General features: G+C 70.3%; 10 protein-coding genes and 2 tRNA genes. 8 read left to right on the top strand and 4 right to left on the bottom strand.

Going from position 1 to position 14,933, the window contains the following annotated elements; translation table 11 throughout:
* The first annotated feature begins 91 nt into the window (after positions 1-91).
* Positions 92-1,129 (top strand): acyltransferase family protein, encoded by a 1,038-nt coding sequence (locus tag ACEVFP_RS19795; protein WP_375001241.1) that lies wholly within the window; start codon positions 92-94, stop codon positions 1,127-1,129.
* A 12-nt stretch (positions 1,130-1,141) separates the two neighbouring features.
* On the opposite strand, the gene ACEVFP_RS19790 is transcribed toward ACEVFP_RS19795, so the two are convergent.
* Positions 1,142-2,113 carry an NAD(P)H-quinone oxidoreductase gene (locus tag ACEVFP_RS19790; protein ID WP_375001240.1) on the bottom strand — a complete coding sequence of 324 codons (972 nt, stop codon included), beginning with the start codon at positions 2,111-2,113 and terminating at the stop codon, positions 1,142-1,144.
* 350 nt (positions 2,114-2,463) lie between these two features.
* Between ACEVFP_RS19790 and ACEVFP_RS19785 the strand changes: the two genes are divergently transcribed.
* The 3 genes from ACEVFP_RS19785 to ACEVFP_RS19775 all read left to right on the top strand — a co-directional run bounded on the left by ACEVFP_RS19785 (position 2,464) and on the right by ACEVFP_RS19775 (position 4,039).
* A complete protein-coding gene (locus tag ACEVFP_RS19785; protein WP_375001239.1) occupies positions 2,464-3,513 on the top strand; it encodes a hypothetical protein in 1,050 nt (349 codons plus the stop codon).
* 43 nt (positions 3,514-3,556) lie between these two features.
* Positions 3,557-3,645 (top strand) — tRNA-Ser (locus ACEVFP_RS19780).
* A gap of 1 nt (position 3,646) precedes the next feature.
* Entirely contained in the window at positions 3,647-4,039 is a 393-nt protein-coding gene (locus ACEVFP_RS19775) for a hypothetical protein (RefSeq protein WP_375001238.1), read from the top strand.
* Positions 4,040-4,045: 6 nt separating this feature from the next.
* Here ACEVFP_RS19775 and ACEVFP_RS19770 read toward each other — a convergent pair whose 3' ends face one another.
* The gene (locus ACEVFP_RS19770; RefSeq protein ID WP_375001237.1) at positions 4,046-5,842 is read right to left on the bottom strand and encodes a sigma-70 family RNA polymerase sigma factor; all 1,797 of its coding nucleotides are present in this window, start codon (positions 5,840-5,842) and stop codon (positions 4,046-4,048) included.
* A gap of 309 nt (positions 5,843-6,151) precedes the next feature.
* Here ACEVFP_RS19770 and ACEVFP_RS19765 point away from each other — a divergent pair, with 309 nt between their 5' ends.
* Positions 6,152-9,265 (top strand): DUF5979 domain-containing protein, encoded by a 3,114-nt coding sequence (locus ACEVFP_RS19765; RefSeq protein ID WP_375001236.1) that lies wholly within the window; start codon positions 6,152-6,154, stop codon positions 9,263-9,265.
* A gap of 485 nt (positions 9,266-9,750) precedes the next feature.
* Here ACEVFP_RS19765 and ACEVFP_RS19760 read toward each other — a convergent pair.
* Positions 9,751-9,837, bottom strand: a tRNA-Ser gene (locus tag ACEVFP_RS19760).
* A 160-nt stretch (positions 9,838-9,997) separates the two neighbouring features.
* Between ACEVFP_RS19760 and ACEVFP_RS19755 the strand changes: the two genes are divergently transcribed.
* Together ACEVFP_RS19755 and ACEVFP_RS19750 are read left to right on the top strand one after the other, a co-directional pair.
* Positions 9,998-10,783, top strand: coding sequence for an MBL fold metallo-hydrolase (locus ACEVFP_RS19755; RefSeq protein ID WP_375001235.1), 786 nt, complete (start codon positions 9,998-10,000; stop codon positions 10,781-10,783).
* 186 nt (positions 10,784-10,969) lie between these two features.
* On the top strand, positions 10,970-12,412 hold the full coding sequence (locus ACEVFP_RS19750; protein ID WP_375001234.1) for an MFS transporter: 1,443 nt from the start codon (positions 10,970-10,972) through the stop codon (positions 12,410-12,412).
* Between the two features lie 9 nt (positions 12,413-12,421).
* On the opposite strand, the gene ACEVFP_RS19745 is transcribed toward ACEVFP_RS19750, so the two are convergent.
* Positions 12,422-14,011 (bottom strand): sigma-70 family RNA polymerase sigma factor, encoded by a 1,590-nt coding sequence (locus tag ACEVFP_RS19745; RefSeq protein ID WP_375001233.1) that lies wholly within the window; start codon positions 14,009-14,011, stop codon positions 12,422-12,424.
* A gap of 196 nt (positions 14,012-14,207) precedes the next feature.
* On the opposite strand from ACEVFP_RS19745, the gene ACEVFP_RS19740 reads away from it, so the two are divergent.
* Complete coding sequence (locus ACEVFP_RS19740) at positions 14,208-14,924, top strand: hypothetical protein (protein ID WP_375001232.1); 717 nt, start codon at positions 14,208-14,210, stop codon at positions 14,922-14,924.
* The last annotated feature ends 9 nt before the right edge of the window (positions 14,925-14,933 follow it).

Genomic DNA, 14,933 nt, shown 5'->3' with positions numbered 1-14,933 from the left:
GACCGCCGTCCCGACGAGAGTCTCCTCACACACTGGGCGCAGCAACCTGCGTCGGTTGAAAACTGCGAGGCCGCCTGGTGACGTGGTGAGGATGTCCACTCGTGCACGAGACCACCGTCTCGACGTCGTCAAGGGCGTGCTGATCGCCGGTGTCGTCGTCGGCCACTTCCTGGAGACCTCCGGCGGCGCACCGCCCGACGGGCTCTACTCCGGCTGGTACCAGGAGCCGCAGCGCAGCATGCTGACCTTCCTCTACCTGTTCCACATGCCGCTGTTCGTGCTGCTCGCCGGCATCACCGCACGGGCCCGCTCGATGGCGCACCGCATCGTGCAGATGGTGGCGCTCTACCTGATCCTGCAGGTCGCCTACGTGTTGGCCCGCGGCCACGAGCTGGGCCTCGAGGCGTTGGTACACCCGGTCTACGGCCTCTGGTTCCTGCTGGCGATGGGTTGGTGGATCGCCTCGCTGCCGCTCGTGCAGCGCCTCGGTCCCGCAGCGCTCCCGCTGGCCACGGCCGCCTCGGTGGCGGCGGTCGCGGTGCCCTTTGCCGACGGTGACGTCCTCGCGTGGTCCCGGGCGGTCTGCTACTGGCCCTTCTTCGTCGCCGGCCACCTGTACGGCGCCCGCATGCTGCGACGTTCGGCCGAGCTGCCGACGGCGGCGATGCTGCCGGCCGTGACCGTGCTGGTGGGCATCACGGGACTCGTGGTGGCCTCCGGATTGCACCCGGGCTGGTTCAGGGGCGCCGACAATGCCGCGTCGATGGGCGAGTCGCCCCTGCTCGCCGTCGCGGTGCGGATCTCCTGCCTCACGGCGGCGGCCGTCTGCGCTTGGGCGGTGCTGTCGTTGGTGCCACGGCGGCTCTCCGGGTCCGGTCACTGGACGCAGAAGCTCGGCCGGCACAGCCTGGCCGTCTACGCGCTGCACATCCCGGTGGTCTTCGTCGCCCAGACGACGTTCGAGCAGGCCGGTCTCGGGGCCTGGCCGGCCACGCTGGCGGCCTTTGCGATCTCGGCCGTCGTGCTGGCGGTCCTCGCGATGCCGGTCTTCGACCGCGCCCTACGGGCCACAGCCACGACCGTCGCCGACGCCGTGGTGCCGCACCAACGGTCCAAGACGTCGGTCTGAGTGTTCTGACGGTCAGGGCGTGAGCAGGACCTTGCCCGTGTGGCTGGAGTCCTCCAGGACCTGGTGCGCGGCGCGGACGTCGTCGAGTCCGAAGGTGTCGTGGATGATCGGTCGCAACCGGCCCGAGGTGACCAGCGGCCACACGTGCTCCACGACGCCGGCGACGATCTCGGCCTTCTCCTGCAGCGGCCGGGCGCGCAGCGACGTGGCGGTGATGCTGGCGCGCTTGGCCAGCAAGCGGCCGAGGTCGAGCTCGCCCTTGATGCCGCCCTGCAGGCCGATGACCACGATGCGGCCGCCGGTCGCGAGCGCTGCGACGTTTCTTGGAAGGTACTTGGCGCCGATGATGTCGAGGATGACGTCGGGCCGGATCCGCTGCTCGGTGAGCACGTCCACGAAGTCCTGCTCGCGGTAGTTGATGGCGAGGTCGGCGCCCAGGTCGCGGCAGAACGCCGCCTTCTCCTCGCTGCCGACGGTGACCACGACGCGCGCGCCGAACGCCTTGGCCAGCTGGATGGCCGTCGTGCCGATGCCGCTGGCGCCGCCGTGCACGAGCAGCGTCTCGCCCTCGCACAGCCGGGCGGTCATGAAGACGTTGGACCACACGGTGGCGGCAGTCTCCATCAGACCACCGGCCTCCAGCAGGTCCAGGCCGTCCGGGAGGGGCGCCACCTGGCCTGCCGGCACCGCCACCTGCTCGGCGTACCCGCCACCGCCGAGCAGGCACACCACCTCCTCGCCCACGGCGACGGAGTCCACCCCGGCAGCAACGGCGGACACCACTCCGGAGGCCTCGAGCCCCAGCACGGGCGTCGCACCGGGCGGTGGGTCGTAGAAGCCGCGCCGCTGCAGCAGGTCGGCACGGTTGACGCCGGCAGCGCGGACGTCGACGAGCACCTCACCCTCGGCGATCTCGGGGGCGGGGTGGTCGACGACCTGCAGGGCGTCGACGTCACCGGGTTCGTGGACCAGCACGGCACGCATGACCCAAGGCTACGCACCGGCAGCCGGTCCGGGCTCGCCCACCTCCTCCGGCAACGGGCCGGTGCAGGATGGCACGACGAGCACCTCAGGGAGATCTCAGCACACTGCTGCCAGAATGAGGGGATGCGCGTCGCACTCGTGCCATGGTGCCGATGCTGCGGAGGACGCGCTGACACCCACCTTGGTGGTCCGGGGACGAATCCTGTCTGTTCGGGTCACCAGGGGCCCCCTATCGTAGTGGCGGGGGATTTCCGGAGAGGACGACCTGTGGTGACGGACATCGACCCAAGCGATGCGGCACGCCCGCACAGGGCCGGTCCGTTGCTGTCCGACGCCTGGGCAGGACCCCGATGAGCCGCGCCAAGCCCGGACGACGACGCCTCGACACCGGCGTCCCGGCGGACTACGACCTGCCCACGCGCGCTCCGCGCCTCGGGTCGCCGGACTCGGCACGCACCGCGATGGTCGCCGTGTTCGTGCTGTGGGTCGCGGCGACGGTCGGCGCGGGCACGTCCCTGGTGGCGATCGACGCGCCGGACTGGCTGGTGCGTCCGTCGGCCGGCGTGCTGCTGGTGGTCTTCAGCCTGGGCCTGACCCACCGCGCGGGTGGCCACATGCGGATCTGGACCGTCGCGTCCACGGTCCTGGCTGCAGGGGCCCTGCTCTCGGGAACCAACATGCTGCTGTCGGCCGCCGCGGCGGCCACGGCGATCCTGGCGGCCACGTGGGCGGTGGTCATCACCAAGCCCGCAGAGACCGTCGCGGCCACGCTGAAGGAGTTCGCGGTGGCGCTCTCGGTCGCCGTGAGCGGGACGATCGCCGTCGCCGCCTGGAACGCGCCGGTCAACTACCAACGCTTCAACATCTTCGTGCTCGCCGTCTCACTCGCCCTGGTGATCGCCATCGTGTGGGGCCTGGGGGCCGGGCTGCACGGTCTTGGACGGCAGAACTTCACCATCCTGATCGGCATCGCGGCCGTCGTCCTGCTGGTCCTGGCGTACTCCAGCTTCGTGCGGACGCACGGTTCGCAGGTCATCGTGGAGTCGCTGACCGACCTGGTGATCTGGATGCGACAGACCTTCGGGGGCGTGCCCCGCCCCGCCGAGGTGATCATCGGATTCCCGGCGCTCATCCTCGGTGTCTCGCTGCGTTCGCGGCGGCGCGATGGCTGGTGGGTGCTGGTGTTCGCGGTCCTCGGCACGGGCGTGATCACCACGTCGCTGGTGACACCGGGTGCCTACCCGTCGTACATCGCGCTGTCCACGGTGTACTCGATCGTGCTCGGAGTGACCATCGGTCTCCTCCTGCGTCGTGTGGTGCTCCAGCAGCGGTCCCGGCGCTCGCGGGCGATCGTGCAGGAACGTCGTGTGGAGCCGGGTCGTCTCGCTCCCTTGAAGTGATGCGATGATGGAGACCGGTCCTCGACCTCAGGTCGGGGCCCCAGGAGGGGTGCCGGAGTGGCCGATCGGAACCGCCTTGAAAGCGGTCGCTGGCAGAAATGTCAGCCGCGGGTTCGAATCCCGCCCCCTCTGCGTGAGCATCTATCGGGTCGACCGCGCCCACGTGGCCGTCCTGTCGGGCATCCTGGTGATGGTGGCCGGCGTGACCGCGTTCGTGGCGTTCCTGCTGTCGTCCACGGTGGCCGGGGCCATCGCGGTCCTGTTGCTGCTGGCGGCGGCCCTCCTGATGGTGCGGCCCCCGGTGGTGGCCAGGCTCGACGCCCATGGTCTGCGGGCCCGCCGCCTGCGGCTGTTGTGGCTCGACGTCGAGAACGTCGCGCTGGAGGACGGCCAGCTGGTGCTCGAGGGAGCCGCCGGTGAGCACCGGCTGACCCTGGCCACCGCGGGACGCCGGACCCACGAGCTGGTGCGGGAGGTCTACGACCGCATGAACACCGCCCACGGGTACACCCGCTGGGAGCCGTGAGCTCGCTCAGGACCCGCTGGGCGAGGAGAACGTCGCGGAGTCGGTTGTACCGGCACCGGTGACGACGACCTCGCCGATCAAGGGATCGCCGACGGTGCCGCCTTCCACGAGGACGACCTGGAAGTCGGGGACGGGCTGGCCCGGCTGGAAGTCGTAGGTGCAGGTGCGGGTCTGGAAGTAGTACGGCGCTCCGCCACGGCCGCCGTCCTCGATGCCGCCGCAGTCCCAGCCATGGCGGTCGTCAGGTCCCCATGGCGTGAAGCCTTTCGGTGTCGCGAGGGCCAGGGTCAGCTCGATGGTGAAGGGCGCGCCGTCGGCCGAGCCCGCGGTCACGGGAACGGCCAGGCGCCAGCGTGCCAGCCCCTCGTCACTTGGACTCACGGGATCGGCGGTGACCGTCCCGAGGCCGACGCCCGGCTCCGGCTCCGGCTCCGGTTCGAGCTCGGGTCCTGGTTCGGCGTCGGGCTCGGGCGATGGCTCGAGCGGTGGCTCGGCCGCCCCGGGACCCGGCCCTGGCCGGGCCGTCACCGCCAGCTTCTGTCCTTCAGCCACCAGGTCCCGGCGCTCGGCCACCGCGGTCAGCACCGATGGCGTGTCCAGTGGTGCCGCGGCGGGGACATCGGGCCAGGGCGGGCCAGTCCTCTCCGGCGGCACAGGGCTGGGGAGACGGCCCTGTGGAGCGTCGGTTCTCGGCTCGGGAGTGGAGAACGTGGTGGGAACCTCGGCCTTCGGGTCGGTCGGCTGCAGGCTGGCTCCGAGGAGGGCCGCCACGCCGATCACCGCGACGAGTGTGGCGGTGGTGGCGGTGAGCATGCTCGAGCTGGCCCACGTCGCGGGGTTCAGGGCACGCCGGGCACCGGACCGTGCGGCGCCACGACCGGCTGCGGACGCGTGGCGCGACGTCGACCGTGACGACGACTGCAGCCCGCGAAGCACGCTGCCGGGGTCGTCTGCGGGCGTCGGCACGGAGCCCGCGTCGCCTGCCGGAGGCTCGGAGAAGCCGTTGGTCGGGACCACGGCGGGGGCAAGTGGCACGGTGGCGCCGCCCAGCAGGACGACCGGCCACACCGACGCGCCGAGCCGGCCGTTGAGCTGGTGCAGGCTCGCGTACAGCGCCGCGCACTCCGCGCACTCCTCGAGGTGTCCGTGAGCCTTGTGGAGCGCGCGGGCGCTCAGGGCACCCCGGGCGAGGCGGGCCATCCGCTCACGGGTCCAGGTGCACCGATCATCGACGGCCTGCGGGACGTGCTGGTCCAGGTAGGCCAGCCGGAGCCCCTCACGAGCGCGGTGCGTGAGCGCGTAGACGGCCGACGGTGGCAGCGACAGGTCCGCGCTGAGCTCGGCCGGCTTGCGTCCCTCCACCTCTAGCTGCCACAGCACCCGACGCCAGCGTTCCGGGAGGGTCTGCATGGCCCGTGCTGCCCGTCCTGCATCGATCTCGGCGAGGTGGTCGGGTTCCTCAGCGCTCTCCGCGCCGCCCTCGAAGAGCCACGGCCGGTCCGATGCGGTGCGTTCTCGATCAGCGTGACGGGCACGTTCGACCCTGAGGTTGCGGATGACGGTGTGCAGATACGGGCGGAAGGAGTAGATCGGTCCCTTGTCGTCGACGATCTGCGCCAGGACTCGGGCGAATGCCTCGGCGACCAGGTCCTCCGCGTCGCCAGGGCCGCCCACGATGCGTGCCACGCGGAGCGCGTCGTCGTGGTGCCGGCCGTACAGGTGGCCCATCGCCGTGCGATCACCGTCGCGCAGAGCCTCGATGAGCTCAGAGTCAGAGGCATCAGAGGCGGCGGTGGACGACATGACAGGGCTCCCGGATCGGCCCCCGCTCCTGGGGCGCACTCCTCGCCCCACGCGGACGCTACCGCGTCCACGGGTGGGACCGGGACGGGGTGTGATGCACATCGCATGACTTCCGGCGTCAGAACTCGCGGCTTCGCCTGTCTAGAGGGGGTGCGGCACCTGGCCGCACGTCCGTCAGCCGGGCGACGACCCCGAGCGTCGTCGCGAAGGAAGGAAAGCCCTGTGCCTGAAGCAACCACCCCGTCTCCACCGACGGTGAGATCGACTCGCCGTGGCCCGAGCGGTCTGACGTCCCTGAGACGACGGGGGGTGCTGTTCCTCACCTTCCTGCTGGCCGTCACGACGCTGTCGATGGCACCGTTCACGGCAGCTCACGCCGCGAGCGAGGTCCAGATCGACAACATCGAGATCGACTCCGACGACGGCACCATCGAGGACTGGAGCTGGCAGCGGATCGCGGTGGACTGGAGCATCCCCGAGCGTGCCGAGACACCGGTCTCCTTGACGGTCGATTTGCCCGAGGGGCTCTACGGCAACGCCGAGACGTTCCCACTGTTTGGTCCCGATGAGCAGGAGGCCGGGGAGTGCGTCGTCAGCCGCACCCAGATCACGTGCACCATTGACGATGACTTCATCGAGGCCAACCCCTACGAGGTCGCGGGCAGCTTCTTCTTCGAGGCGCGCACCGAGTACGACAACCGCGAGGAGGTGGAGCACACCTTCGATATCGGCGGCTTTGAGAACGAGGTCGTCGTCAGGCCTAGCCGCAACTGGTGCGAGACCGATTGCGAGTTCGGCGGGACCGGTCAGGGCAAGTGGGGCTCGTACAACACCCAGACCGACGAGATCATCTGGACCGTGCGGGTGCCCGCGCCGGCGACCGGTATCGAGGCGGGTCAGGAGATCACCGTCACCGACCTGTTGGACGAGGACGCGTACGAGCTCATCGACGATGACACGTACCCGCGCGTCCAGGAAGCCGGGCTGCTGCAGTACGACCGCTGGGGGCACGAGGTCATCGGCGGCTGGCAGACACGTACCGAAGGGCTCGACTGGAGCGACGATCGGCTCACCGTGGCCTTCGACTCCCGAGAGGGACGCGGCGCCGACTACACCGCCGGCCCCCCGGCTCCCGCGCAGGGGAGCCAGCGCGGCGTCGACGGCTCCTTCTACCAGGTGCAGTGGAGGACGAAGGCGCTGACCGGCGGCGAGCTGCGAGCCAACGGCGACCGCGTCTTCCGCAACGCCGCCGAGTGGTCCATCGGCGGCGAGGAGTCTCGCTCCGTCAACGGCAGCGTGACGCGCCACCACCGCGGCGGCAATGTCGTCGGCACCAACTACGGCAAGTTCCAGGTCACCAAGGAGCTGACCGGTGACACGACGCTGAACCCCGAGTTCACCGTGAACTACACGGCATACCTGGACGATGAGGAGCTGGATTCCGGATCGTTCACCCTGCGGTCGGGCGAGACCCACACGAGCACCGAGTACTTCAGGGGCACCCGCGTCGTGCTGCACGAGGTGCTGCCGACCGACCCCGCCAACGTCACCTGGGCCACGCCCGTGTTCGTGGACGCAGCCGGTGAGCCGGCGCACGAGGTCGAGTTCACTGTCGACGGCAACGGCAACCTCGGCCAGGTCACCGAGATCCGGCTGAAGAACGAGGCGACGCTGCAGAAGGCCGGCTTCTCCGCCCAGAAGGCCCTCCTCAACGCCGACGGCGTACCCGTCGCCGATGACCTGGAGTTCTCGCTCGACTACCGCTACCCGGCGGACCCCGACCGGGGCTTCGCTGCAGGCTCAGGCACCCTGCGACTCCCGGCTTCCGGAGAACCCGTCACCAGCGGGGACCTGCCGGTCGGCGCTGAGCTGACACTGACCGAGGCCAACCTGCCGAACGTTCCCGGGGCCAGCTGGGGCGAACCCGTGGTCGAGCCGAGCACCCTCACCATCGGCGAGGGCAGCGACCCCGTCACGGTGACGGTCACCAACACCCTGACGCAGGACCTGGGCAGCTTCTCCGTGACCAAGGCCGTCACCGGCGATGGTGAGTCCCTCGTGCCCGAGGGCAGTGTGTTCACCGTGGACTACGAGTACGGTGCGATCAATGGATTCCCGGCCGGGTCAGGCCAGGTCGAGGTCGCCGCGGGGGAGACCGCCACCGTCGAGGGCATCCCCGCGGGCGCCGAGGTGACGCTGACCGAGGTCGCGCCGGTCGACCCCATCGGCGGCACCTGGGGTGAACCGCAGTTCGACGTGAGCACCTTCACCGTCGTCAAGGACCAGACCGTCACGATCAACCTTGACAATCCGATCTCCTGGAACGACGGAGACTTCTCCGTGCTCAAGGAGGTCACCGGCGACGGTGCCGCACTGGTCTCCGACGACGCGGCCTTCACCGTCGACTACAGCTACGTGCTTCCCGAGGCGCTGGGTGCAGACCCGGCAACCGGCACGGGAACGTTGACCGTGCACCACGACGGCCAGGCCGTGACGAGTGATCCGCTGCCCTACGGCACCGAGGTCACCCTCACCGAGTCGACTCCGTCGGACGTTCCCGGTGGGACGTGGCTCGGCCACGAGTTCGACCAGGAGTCCTTCACCATCGGTGACAAGACGACCCTCGCAGTGACGCTCACCAACACGATCGAGCGTGACCTCGGTGGCTTCGCGCTCACCAAGGACGTCACCGGCACGGGAGCGGCGCTCATCGGGGAGGACACCGAGTTCACGGTGAGCTACTCCTATCCGTCGGGTGAGTGGTACGAGGCCGGTGAGGGCACCGTGACCGTGACACCCGGCTCGTCGGCATCGGTCGATGAGCTGCCCGCCGGGGCCACCGTGACGCTGGAGGAGATCGCTCCCAAGGATCCGGAGAACGGTAGCTGGGTCGCGGCGCAGTTCATCGACGGCAACGTCGTGACGATCGGCAAGGACGAGGTCAAGAAGCTGACCCTGGAGAACCAGATCGAGCTCGGTGCCGGCGGATTCAGCATCCTCAAGGAGATCGAGGGCAACGGAAAGGATCTGGTCGATTCCGGAACCGTCTTCCTCATCGACTACGAGTACGCCGCAGGACCGGGCTTCGACGCCGGCAAGGGGACGGTCGAGGTGACGGCCGACGGTGAGGCTGTCGTCGTCGCGGATCTGCCCGCCGGGGCGAAGCTGCAGCTGTCCGAACGGACCCCGGCCGATGTGGAGGGAGCGGAGTGGACCGGACACGAGTTCAGCACGGACACCGTCGTCATCGGCAAGTCCGAGGTCGTGGAGGTGACGTTGACCAACACGATCGGCGACGACGACTCGGGTCTCCTGCCGCAGGCCGGTGCCGCCATCACTGCGCTGATGCTGCTCATCGCCCTCGGGTTGCTGGTGGCAGGCGGCATGATGTTCAGGGCGGCGCGGATGCGCCAAAGCTCCTGACACCACGGCCCGGCGCTGACGCCGTGGCCTGAGGTTGCTGGGGCCGCTCCTGGTGTGAGTGGCCCCAGCAGCGCCGTGCTGATCTGCGCAAGCACCTCAGGACCGTTGCAGCCGGGCGGAGCGGGCTCCGCCCGGCTTGGCGGGGTTGTCACCAGCTGGCTGTTCGTGGGTTGGTGTAGCCGTGGTGAGGCTGGTCGCGGGGGTTGCGTGGCGGAGCGGGCTCCGCCCGGCTTGGCGGGGTTGTCACCAGCTGGCTGTTCGTGGGTTGGTGTAGCCGTGGTGAGGCTGGTCGCGGGGGTTGCGTGGCGGAGCGGGCTCCGCCCGGCTTGGCGGGGTTGTCACCAGCTGGCGGTTCGTGGGTTGGCGTAGCCGTGGTGAGGCTGGTCGCGGGGGTTGCGTGGCGGAGCGAGCTCCGCCCGGCTTGGCTGGGTTGTCACCAGCTGACCGTTCGTGGGTTGGCGTAGCTCTGCTTCGTGATTTTCGGGCGGAGATGGAGGGATTTGAACCCTCGAGAGGTTTGAACCTCAACCCGCTTAGCAGGCGGGCGCACTAGGCCACTATGCGACATCTCCTCGCTGCCGCCGAAGCAGCAACCGGATCAGGATACCGACGACACCCCCAGGCCGTCGAAGCGGGCTCGACGACCGCAGCACACCACTGCTCAGCCCCTCCGCGACCCGCCAGAACCCGCATCCCGCCCCCCGGTCGCCGACCCGCGTGCCACGATGAGCCATGCGCATCGAGCACCTCGTCGCAGGAGTCCTCAACCCCGTCTCCATGCCCGGGACCCCAGCCCACGTGCTCCTCGTCCACACCGACGACGGACTCATCCTCATCGACACCGGATTCGGCACCGCCGACGTCCTCGACCCCGTCACCCGGATCGGTCCGATCCGCCGCCTCCTGCGCCCCGAGCTCGACCTGCGCCACACCCTCGTGCACCAGCTCCGCGAACGCGGCCACACGCCCGGCGACGTCACCCACATCGTCCTGACCCACCTCGACCTCGACCACTGCGGCGGCCTGTCCGACTTCCCCGACGCGCAGGTCCACACGACGGCCGACGAGCACGCCGCTGCCGTCACCGCGCCCGACACCCTCGACAAACGGCGGTACCGCCCCGCCCAGCTGGCCCACGGTCCCCGGTTCACGCTGCACGAAGGTCGTGGGGACGAGTGGCGGTTCGGCCTCACCGGACACCAGGTGCTGCCCGGGGTGACCATCGTGCCCATGCCGGGCCACACGCGCGGGCATGCGGCCGTGGCCGTGGAGTCGGCCACCGGCACCGTGATCCACGCCGGCGACGCCACCTTCGACGCCAGCACCATCGGCGACCACTCGCCGCAGGGACGGCCCCTGCGGCGCCTGCAGACCGTGCGCGCCTTCGAGCAGGTCGTGGGTCGTGACCGTCGCCGGATCCGCGCGAACCACCGCGAGCTGCGGCGGCTGGCCACACTGCCCGACGTGCTGGTCGTGCCGGCCCACGATGCCCGCATCAGCGCCGAGCTGGTGGACTGAAGCCAGCCCCGGCACAGTCCCGACCAATCGGCCCCCGACCACCCAGCCCTGGATCACCCGCACCGGACACTCGGCAGCCGGTTTCAGGCTCCCCGATACCATGTCCAGGGTTGCCGTGTGCAACCACTTTTCGTCATCCGGCCGTCGGTCCACGACGGCAGCCAGCCAGAGGGGCCAGGTCCACCCGTGTCGTCGTCGCGCAGTCGCCAGGCGATCACGTTCGCGGTCCTCACCCTCGCCGTCACGTCGTTCACGCTGCTGCAGTCGCTGATCATCCCCGTCCTGCCGCTGGTGGAGGAGCGTTACGACGCCAGCCAGAACACCGTCACGTGGGTGCTCACCGCCTACCTGCTGTCCGCCTCCATCTGCACTCCGTTGCTGGGCCGCATCGGCGATGCCGTCGGCAAGAAGCGGATGATGGTGCTCACCCTCATCGCCCTGTCCGTCGGCTCCCTCATGGCCGCGCTGGCGCCCACCATCGGATGGCTCATCGTGGCCCGCGTCGTCCAGGGAGCAGGCGGCGGCGTCCTGCCGCTCTCCTTCGGGATCATCCGCGACGAGTTCGACGACCATCGTCGCGGCACCGCACTCAGCGTCATCGCATCCCTGGCCGCCGTCGGCTTCGGAACCGGGATCGTGCTCGGCGGAGCCATCGTCGGCAGCCTCGGCTACCCGTGGCTGTTCTGGCTCCCCATGATCGTCACCGCCGTGGCCGCCCTGGGCGCCGCGTTCCTCGTGCCCGAGTCACCCGTGCACGGCACCAGCCGCGTTCCCGCCACGCCCGCCGTCCTCCTCGCGGGCTGGCTGGTGTGCATCCTGCTGCCGATCAGCCAGGGCAACGTGTGGGGCTGGGCGTCATGGACCGTCATCGGGCTCCTCGTGGCCGGCGTCGCCCTGCTCGTCGTCTGGGTGTGGGTGGAGCTGCGCGTCGACGTCCCCCTCATCGACATGCGCATGATGCAGCGCCGCGGCGTCTGGACCACCAACGTCGTCGCCGCCGGTGTCGGGTTCGGTATGTTCGCCGCCTTCGGGTTCCTGCCGCAGCTGCTGCAGACCCCCGCCGAGGCCGGGTACGGCTTCGACGCCACCATCACGGAGTCCGGCCGGCTCCTCCTCCCCTCGGCCGTCGCCAGCTTCATCGTGGGATTCTTCACCGCGCACTTCATCCGCGGGTTCGGCGCTCGGGCGGTCATCGTCACCGGGACCCTGCTCAACGCCGTCGCGTTCGCCTCCATCGGGCTGTTCCACGACGCCACCTGGCAGCTCTACGCCGCCACCTCCGTGCAGGGCATCGGCGGTGGGCTGGTCTTCTCCAGCCTTGCCAACGTCGTGATCGCATCCGTTCCGGCGCACCAGACCGGCGTCGCCAGCGGCATGAACGCCAACATCCGCACCATCGGCGGATCGATCGGCACAGCCGTGATGGCCGGGATCGTCACCTCCCACCTCGGGCCTGCCGGGCTCCCCCTGGAGGCCGGGTACACCGTGGGGTTCCTCGTGCTGGCCGGTGCCATGCTGGTGGCCGTGGCGGCCGCCACCCGCATCCCGGAGATCCGCGTGGCCAGCGAGTCGGCCGTCGACGGAGCCGACGACGCCGTCCTCGCTGCCCTTCCCGCCGCCTCGCGCTGAGCGGATTGCTCAGTCGGTCAGCTCGTCGACATTGTTGTCGGGCTGAGGGTCGTTGTTGTTCGGTGCTGACACTTCGCCGGAGATGGGTCGGTCGGGCCCGGTGAGGTGGCCGAGGACGAGGTCGGATGGGTCGGCCACCTCTGCTTCGCACGTCAGCGTCGTGCTGTCGGACGGCCGCTCACAGCCCCAGTCGGAGATATCGACCGCCCGCCAGCGGTTGGTAGCTGGGAGCTCGATCACCAGTCTCGGCACCAAGCCGCCGGAATCGACCGAGAACACAACGTTCTCGCCATCAGCAGAGATCCTGAGGCTCAGGTCCACACCGTCGGGCTCGGGGTCCGGTGGCGGGGTGTTGGTCGGTGAAGGGCTGGGCGACGGGCTCGGGCTCGGCGAGGGCGAGCGCGTCGGCTCCGGCTCCGGCTCGGGGGCCGGCGGGGCCGGTTCGGATGGTGGCTCGGGTTCGGGTTCGGGCTCGGGCTCCGGCGGCGGCTCGTCGTTCGGCTCGTCCTCGTCCTCGTCCTCGTCCTCGGGGTCGGGGTCCGGTGCGGGGTCCGGGGCAGGAGCCGCGGGCTGGGCCGCAGGTGATGTCGCCGCGGAGTCGGAGGACTGACGGACCTCGTTCACCACCACGGCACCCACGGCTGTCGCCGCCACCACGGCGGCTGCCGCCACCAGACCGACGGTCGAGGTCAGAGCACCCCCGGCCGACGATGCCGCGCCACCGGATGCCCCACCGGATGCCCCGCCTCCGGCCCCTGCTCCGGCGCCCGCGGCGGCACCACCGGCCAGGGCTCCCGCACCGGCACCCAGAGCGGCCTTGGCCGCTGGGGTGCCGAAGGCCAGCACACCGGGCGCACCCAGCAGGGCCGGGAGCAACACCCAGCCGAGGTTGGACGTGATGCTGCCGAGCACCACCAGTGCCTCGCGGCACTCGTCGCACTCATCCAGGTGAGCCTCCACCCTGGTGCTCTGGCGAGCCCCGAGCCGGCCGGCGTCGTGCGCGGGCAGCAGCTCACGGATCTCGCGGCACTCCTCGGAGTCCGTTCCCTTCAGGTGGGCCGCGAGGTACGCCTGGCGCAGCCCCTCTCGTGCACGGTGCGCCAACGACGTCACCGCGCTCGGCTTGAGGCCCAGCGTGCCCGCCACCTGCTCGGGGGACTCGTCGTGGATCGTGGTGTGCCACAGCACCGCCTGCCAGCGATCGGGCAACGTCGAGAACGCCTGGGCCAGTAGGCTCGACTCCTCGCGCACCGCCATCCCGTCCTCCACGGACGTCGGAGCGCCGGACTCCTCGATGTCGTCGAACCACACGTGCCGGCTGTCGGACTTGGAGGCCGCGTAGTACGCGTTGCGCACCGACGTCAGCAGGTACGGCCGGAACGCGAACTGCGGTCCCGCGCCGTTGCGCACCGCGCGCAGCACCGCCACGAAGGCGTCGGAGGCCAGGTCCTCGGCCCGGCTGTGTCCCCACAGGGACGCCGCCAGCGTGACGGCCGCCGGGTGGTGACGGGCGTACAGCTCACCGGCGGCGGTGTCGTCACCGTCGCGGTAGCGCTGCAGCAGGTCGGCGTCGCTGGGTTCGAGAAAGGTTTCGGTCATGTGGGAGGTCCGGTGGAGGGGATGTGTTCCACCAGTAGAAGAGAACCCTCTCAGAGTCTCATCACGCAGGGAAGCGGAGAAAGTCTCTCGAAAATCTTTCGGAACTCGCGTGACCGGCCCTGGAGAAGCGACTCCTTGACTGGTGAGAGGCGCAAAGAAGGGCGCCCGCCACCACCGATCCGTCACCAGGAGAGCGATGTTCCGACTGCTACGCACCACCTCGCCGACCGAGGACGACGTGGTGCCGTCCGCCGACGAGATCGACCATGTCACCCGGATGCTCGTGCGCACCCAGGCCGGCGGCGCCTACGAGACGGTGCTCGCCACCCGAGTCGGGCAGCTGCACGCCCGGGCCGGGTCCAGCGTGGTCGACGCCCTGGCCGCCATCGATGCGGCCTACGCCGACGCCGGGCGCCCCCCGGCCAGCACGCACGTCACCTCCACCGCTGTGGACGCCTGGGCGCGGGACGTCCTGGCGCTCACCACCGACGACGCGGGGGAGGCACTCACCGGACTGACCTGTGCCGAGAGCCTCCAGGCCCACGTGGAGACGGACAAGGCCGATGGCGAGGACCAGCACGTGCTGATCGCAGAGGTGATGATCGACGAGCGCGACCAACGGGCCCGCGGGGTGCTGCAATGGCTGGAGGCCGAGCTGAGCCTCGCCCTCGTGCACGCCGTGCTGCAACGCGGCGTGGAGTCCCGATCCCCGTGGGCGCGGTTGGGAGAGCGTCGGCTCGGCACCGCAGTCTCCCCCTGCCCTGTCACCGCAGCCGCCGTGAGCGATGCCGTGACCCAGGCCCGCCGCTGGCTCGGCCGGTGGCGTCAAGACCTCGACGTGTCTGCATGGGTCGAGCCCGTGCCCGTCGAGCCCAGAGCGCGAGGCCTCCTCATGAAGGACCTCGCGATGTGAGGAGGGAGT

It is taken from the genome of Aeromicrobium sp. CTD01-1L150, assembly GCF_041951745.1.
GTDB lineage: Bacteria > Actinomycetota > Actinomycetes > Propionibacteriales > Nocardioidaceae > Aeromicrobium.
This window is presented reverse-complemented; position numbering and strand designations above follow the sequence as displayed.

Excerpts from the sequence above, each read along its gene's own strand:
- ACEVFP_RS19795 (WP_375001241.1), top strand. The coding sequence starts at position 92 with ATGTCCACTCGTGCACGAGACCACCGTCTCGACGTCGTCAAGGGCGTG.
- ACEVFP_RS19790 (WP_375001240.1), bottom strand. The coding sequence starts at position 2,113 with ATGCGTGCCGTGCTGGTCCACGAACCCGGTGACGTCGACGCCCTGCAG.
- ACEVFP_RS19785 (WP_375001239.1), top strand. The coding sequence starts at position 2,464 with ATGAGCCGCGCCAAGCCCGGACGACGACGCCTCGACACCGGCGTCCCG.
- ACEVFP_RS19770 (WP_375001237.1), bottom strand. The coding sequence starts at position 5,842 with ATGTCGTCCACCGCCGCCTCTGATGCCTCTGACTCTGAGCTCATCGAG.
- ACEVFP_RS19755 (WP_375001235.1), top strand. The coding sequence starts at position 9,998 with ATGCGCATCGAGCACCTCGTCGCAGGAGTCCTCAACCCCGTCTCCATG.
- ACEVFP_RS19745 (WP_375001233.1), bottom strand. The coding sequence starts at position 14,011 with ATGACCGAAACCTTTCTCGAACCCAGCGACGCCGACCTGCTGCAGCGC.
- ACEVFP_RS19740 (WP_375001232.1), top strand. The coding sequence starts at position 14,208 with ATGTTCCGACTGCTACGCACCACCTCGCCGACCGAGGACGACGTGGTG.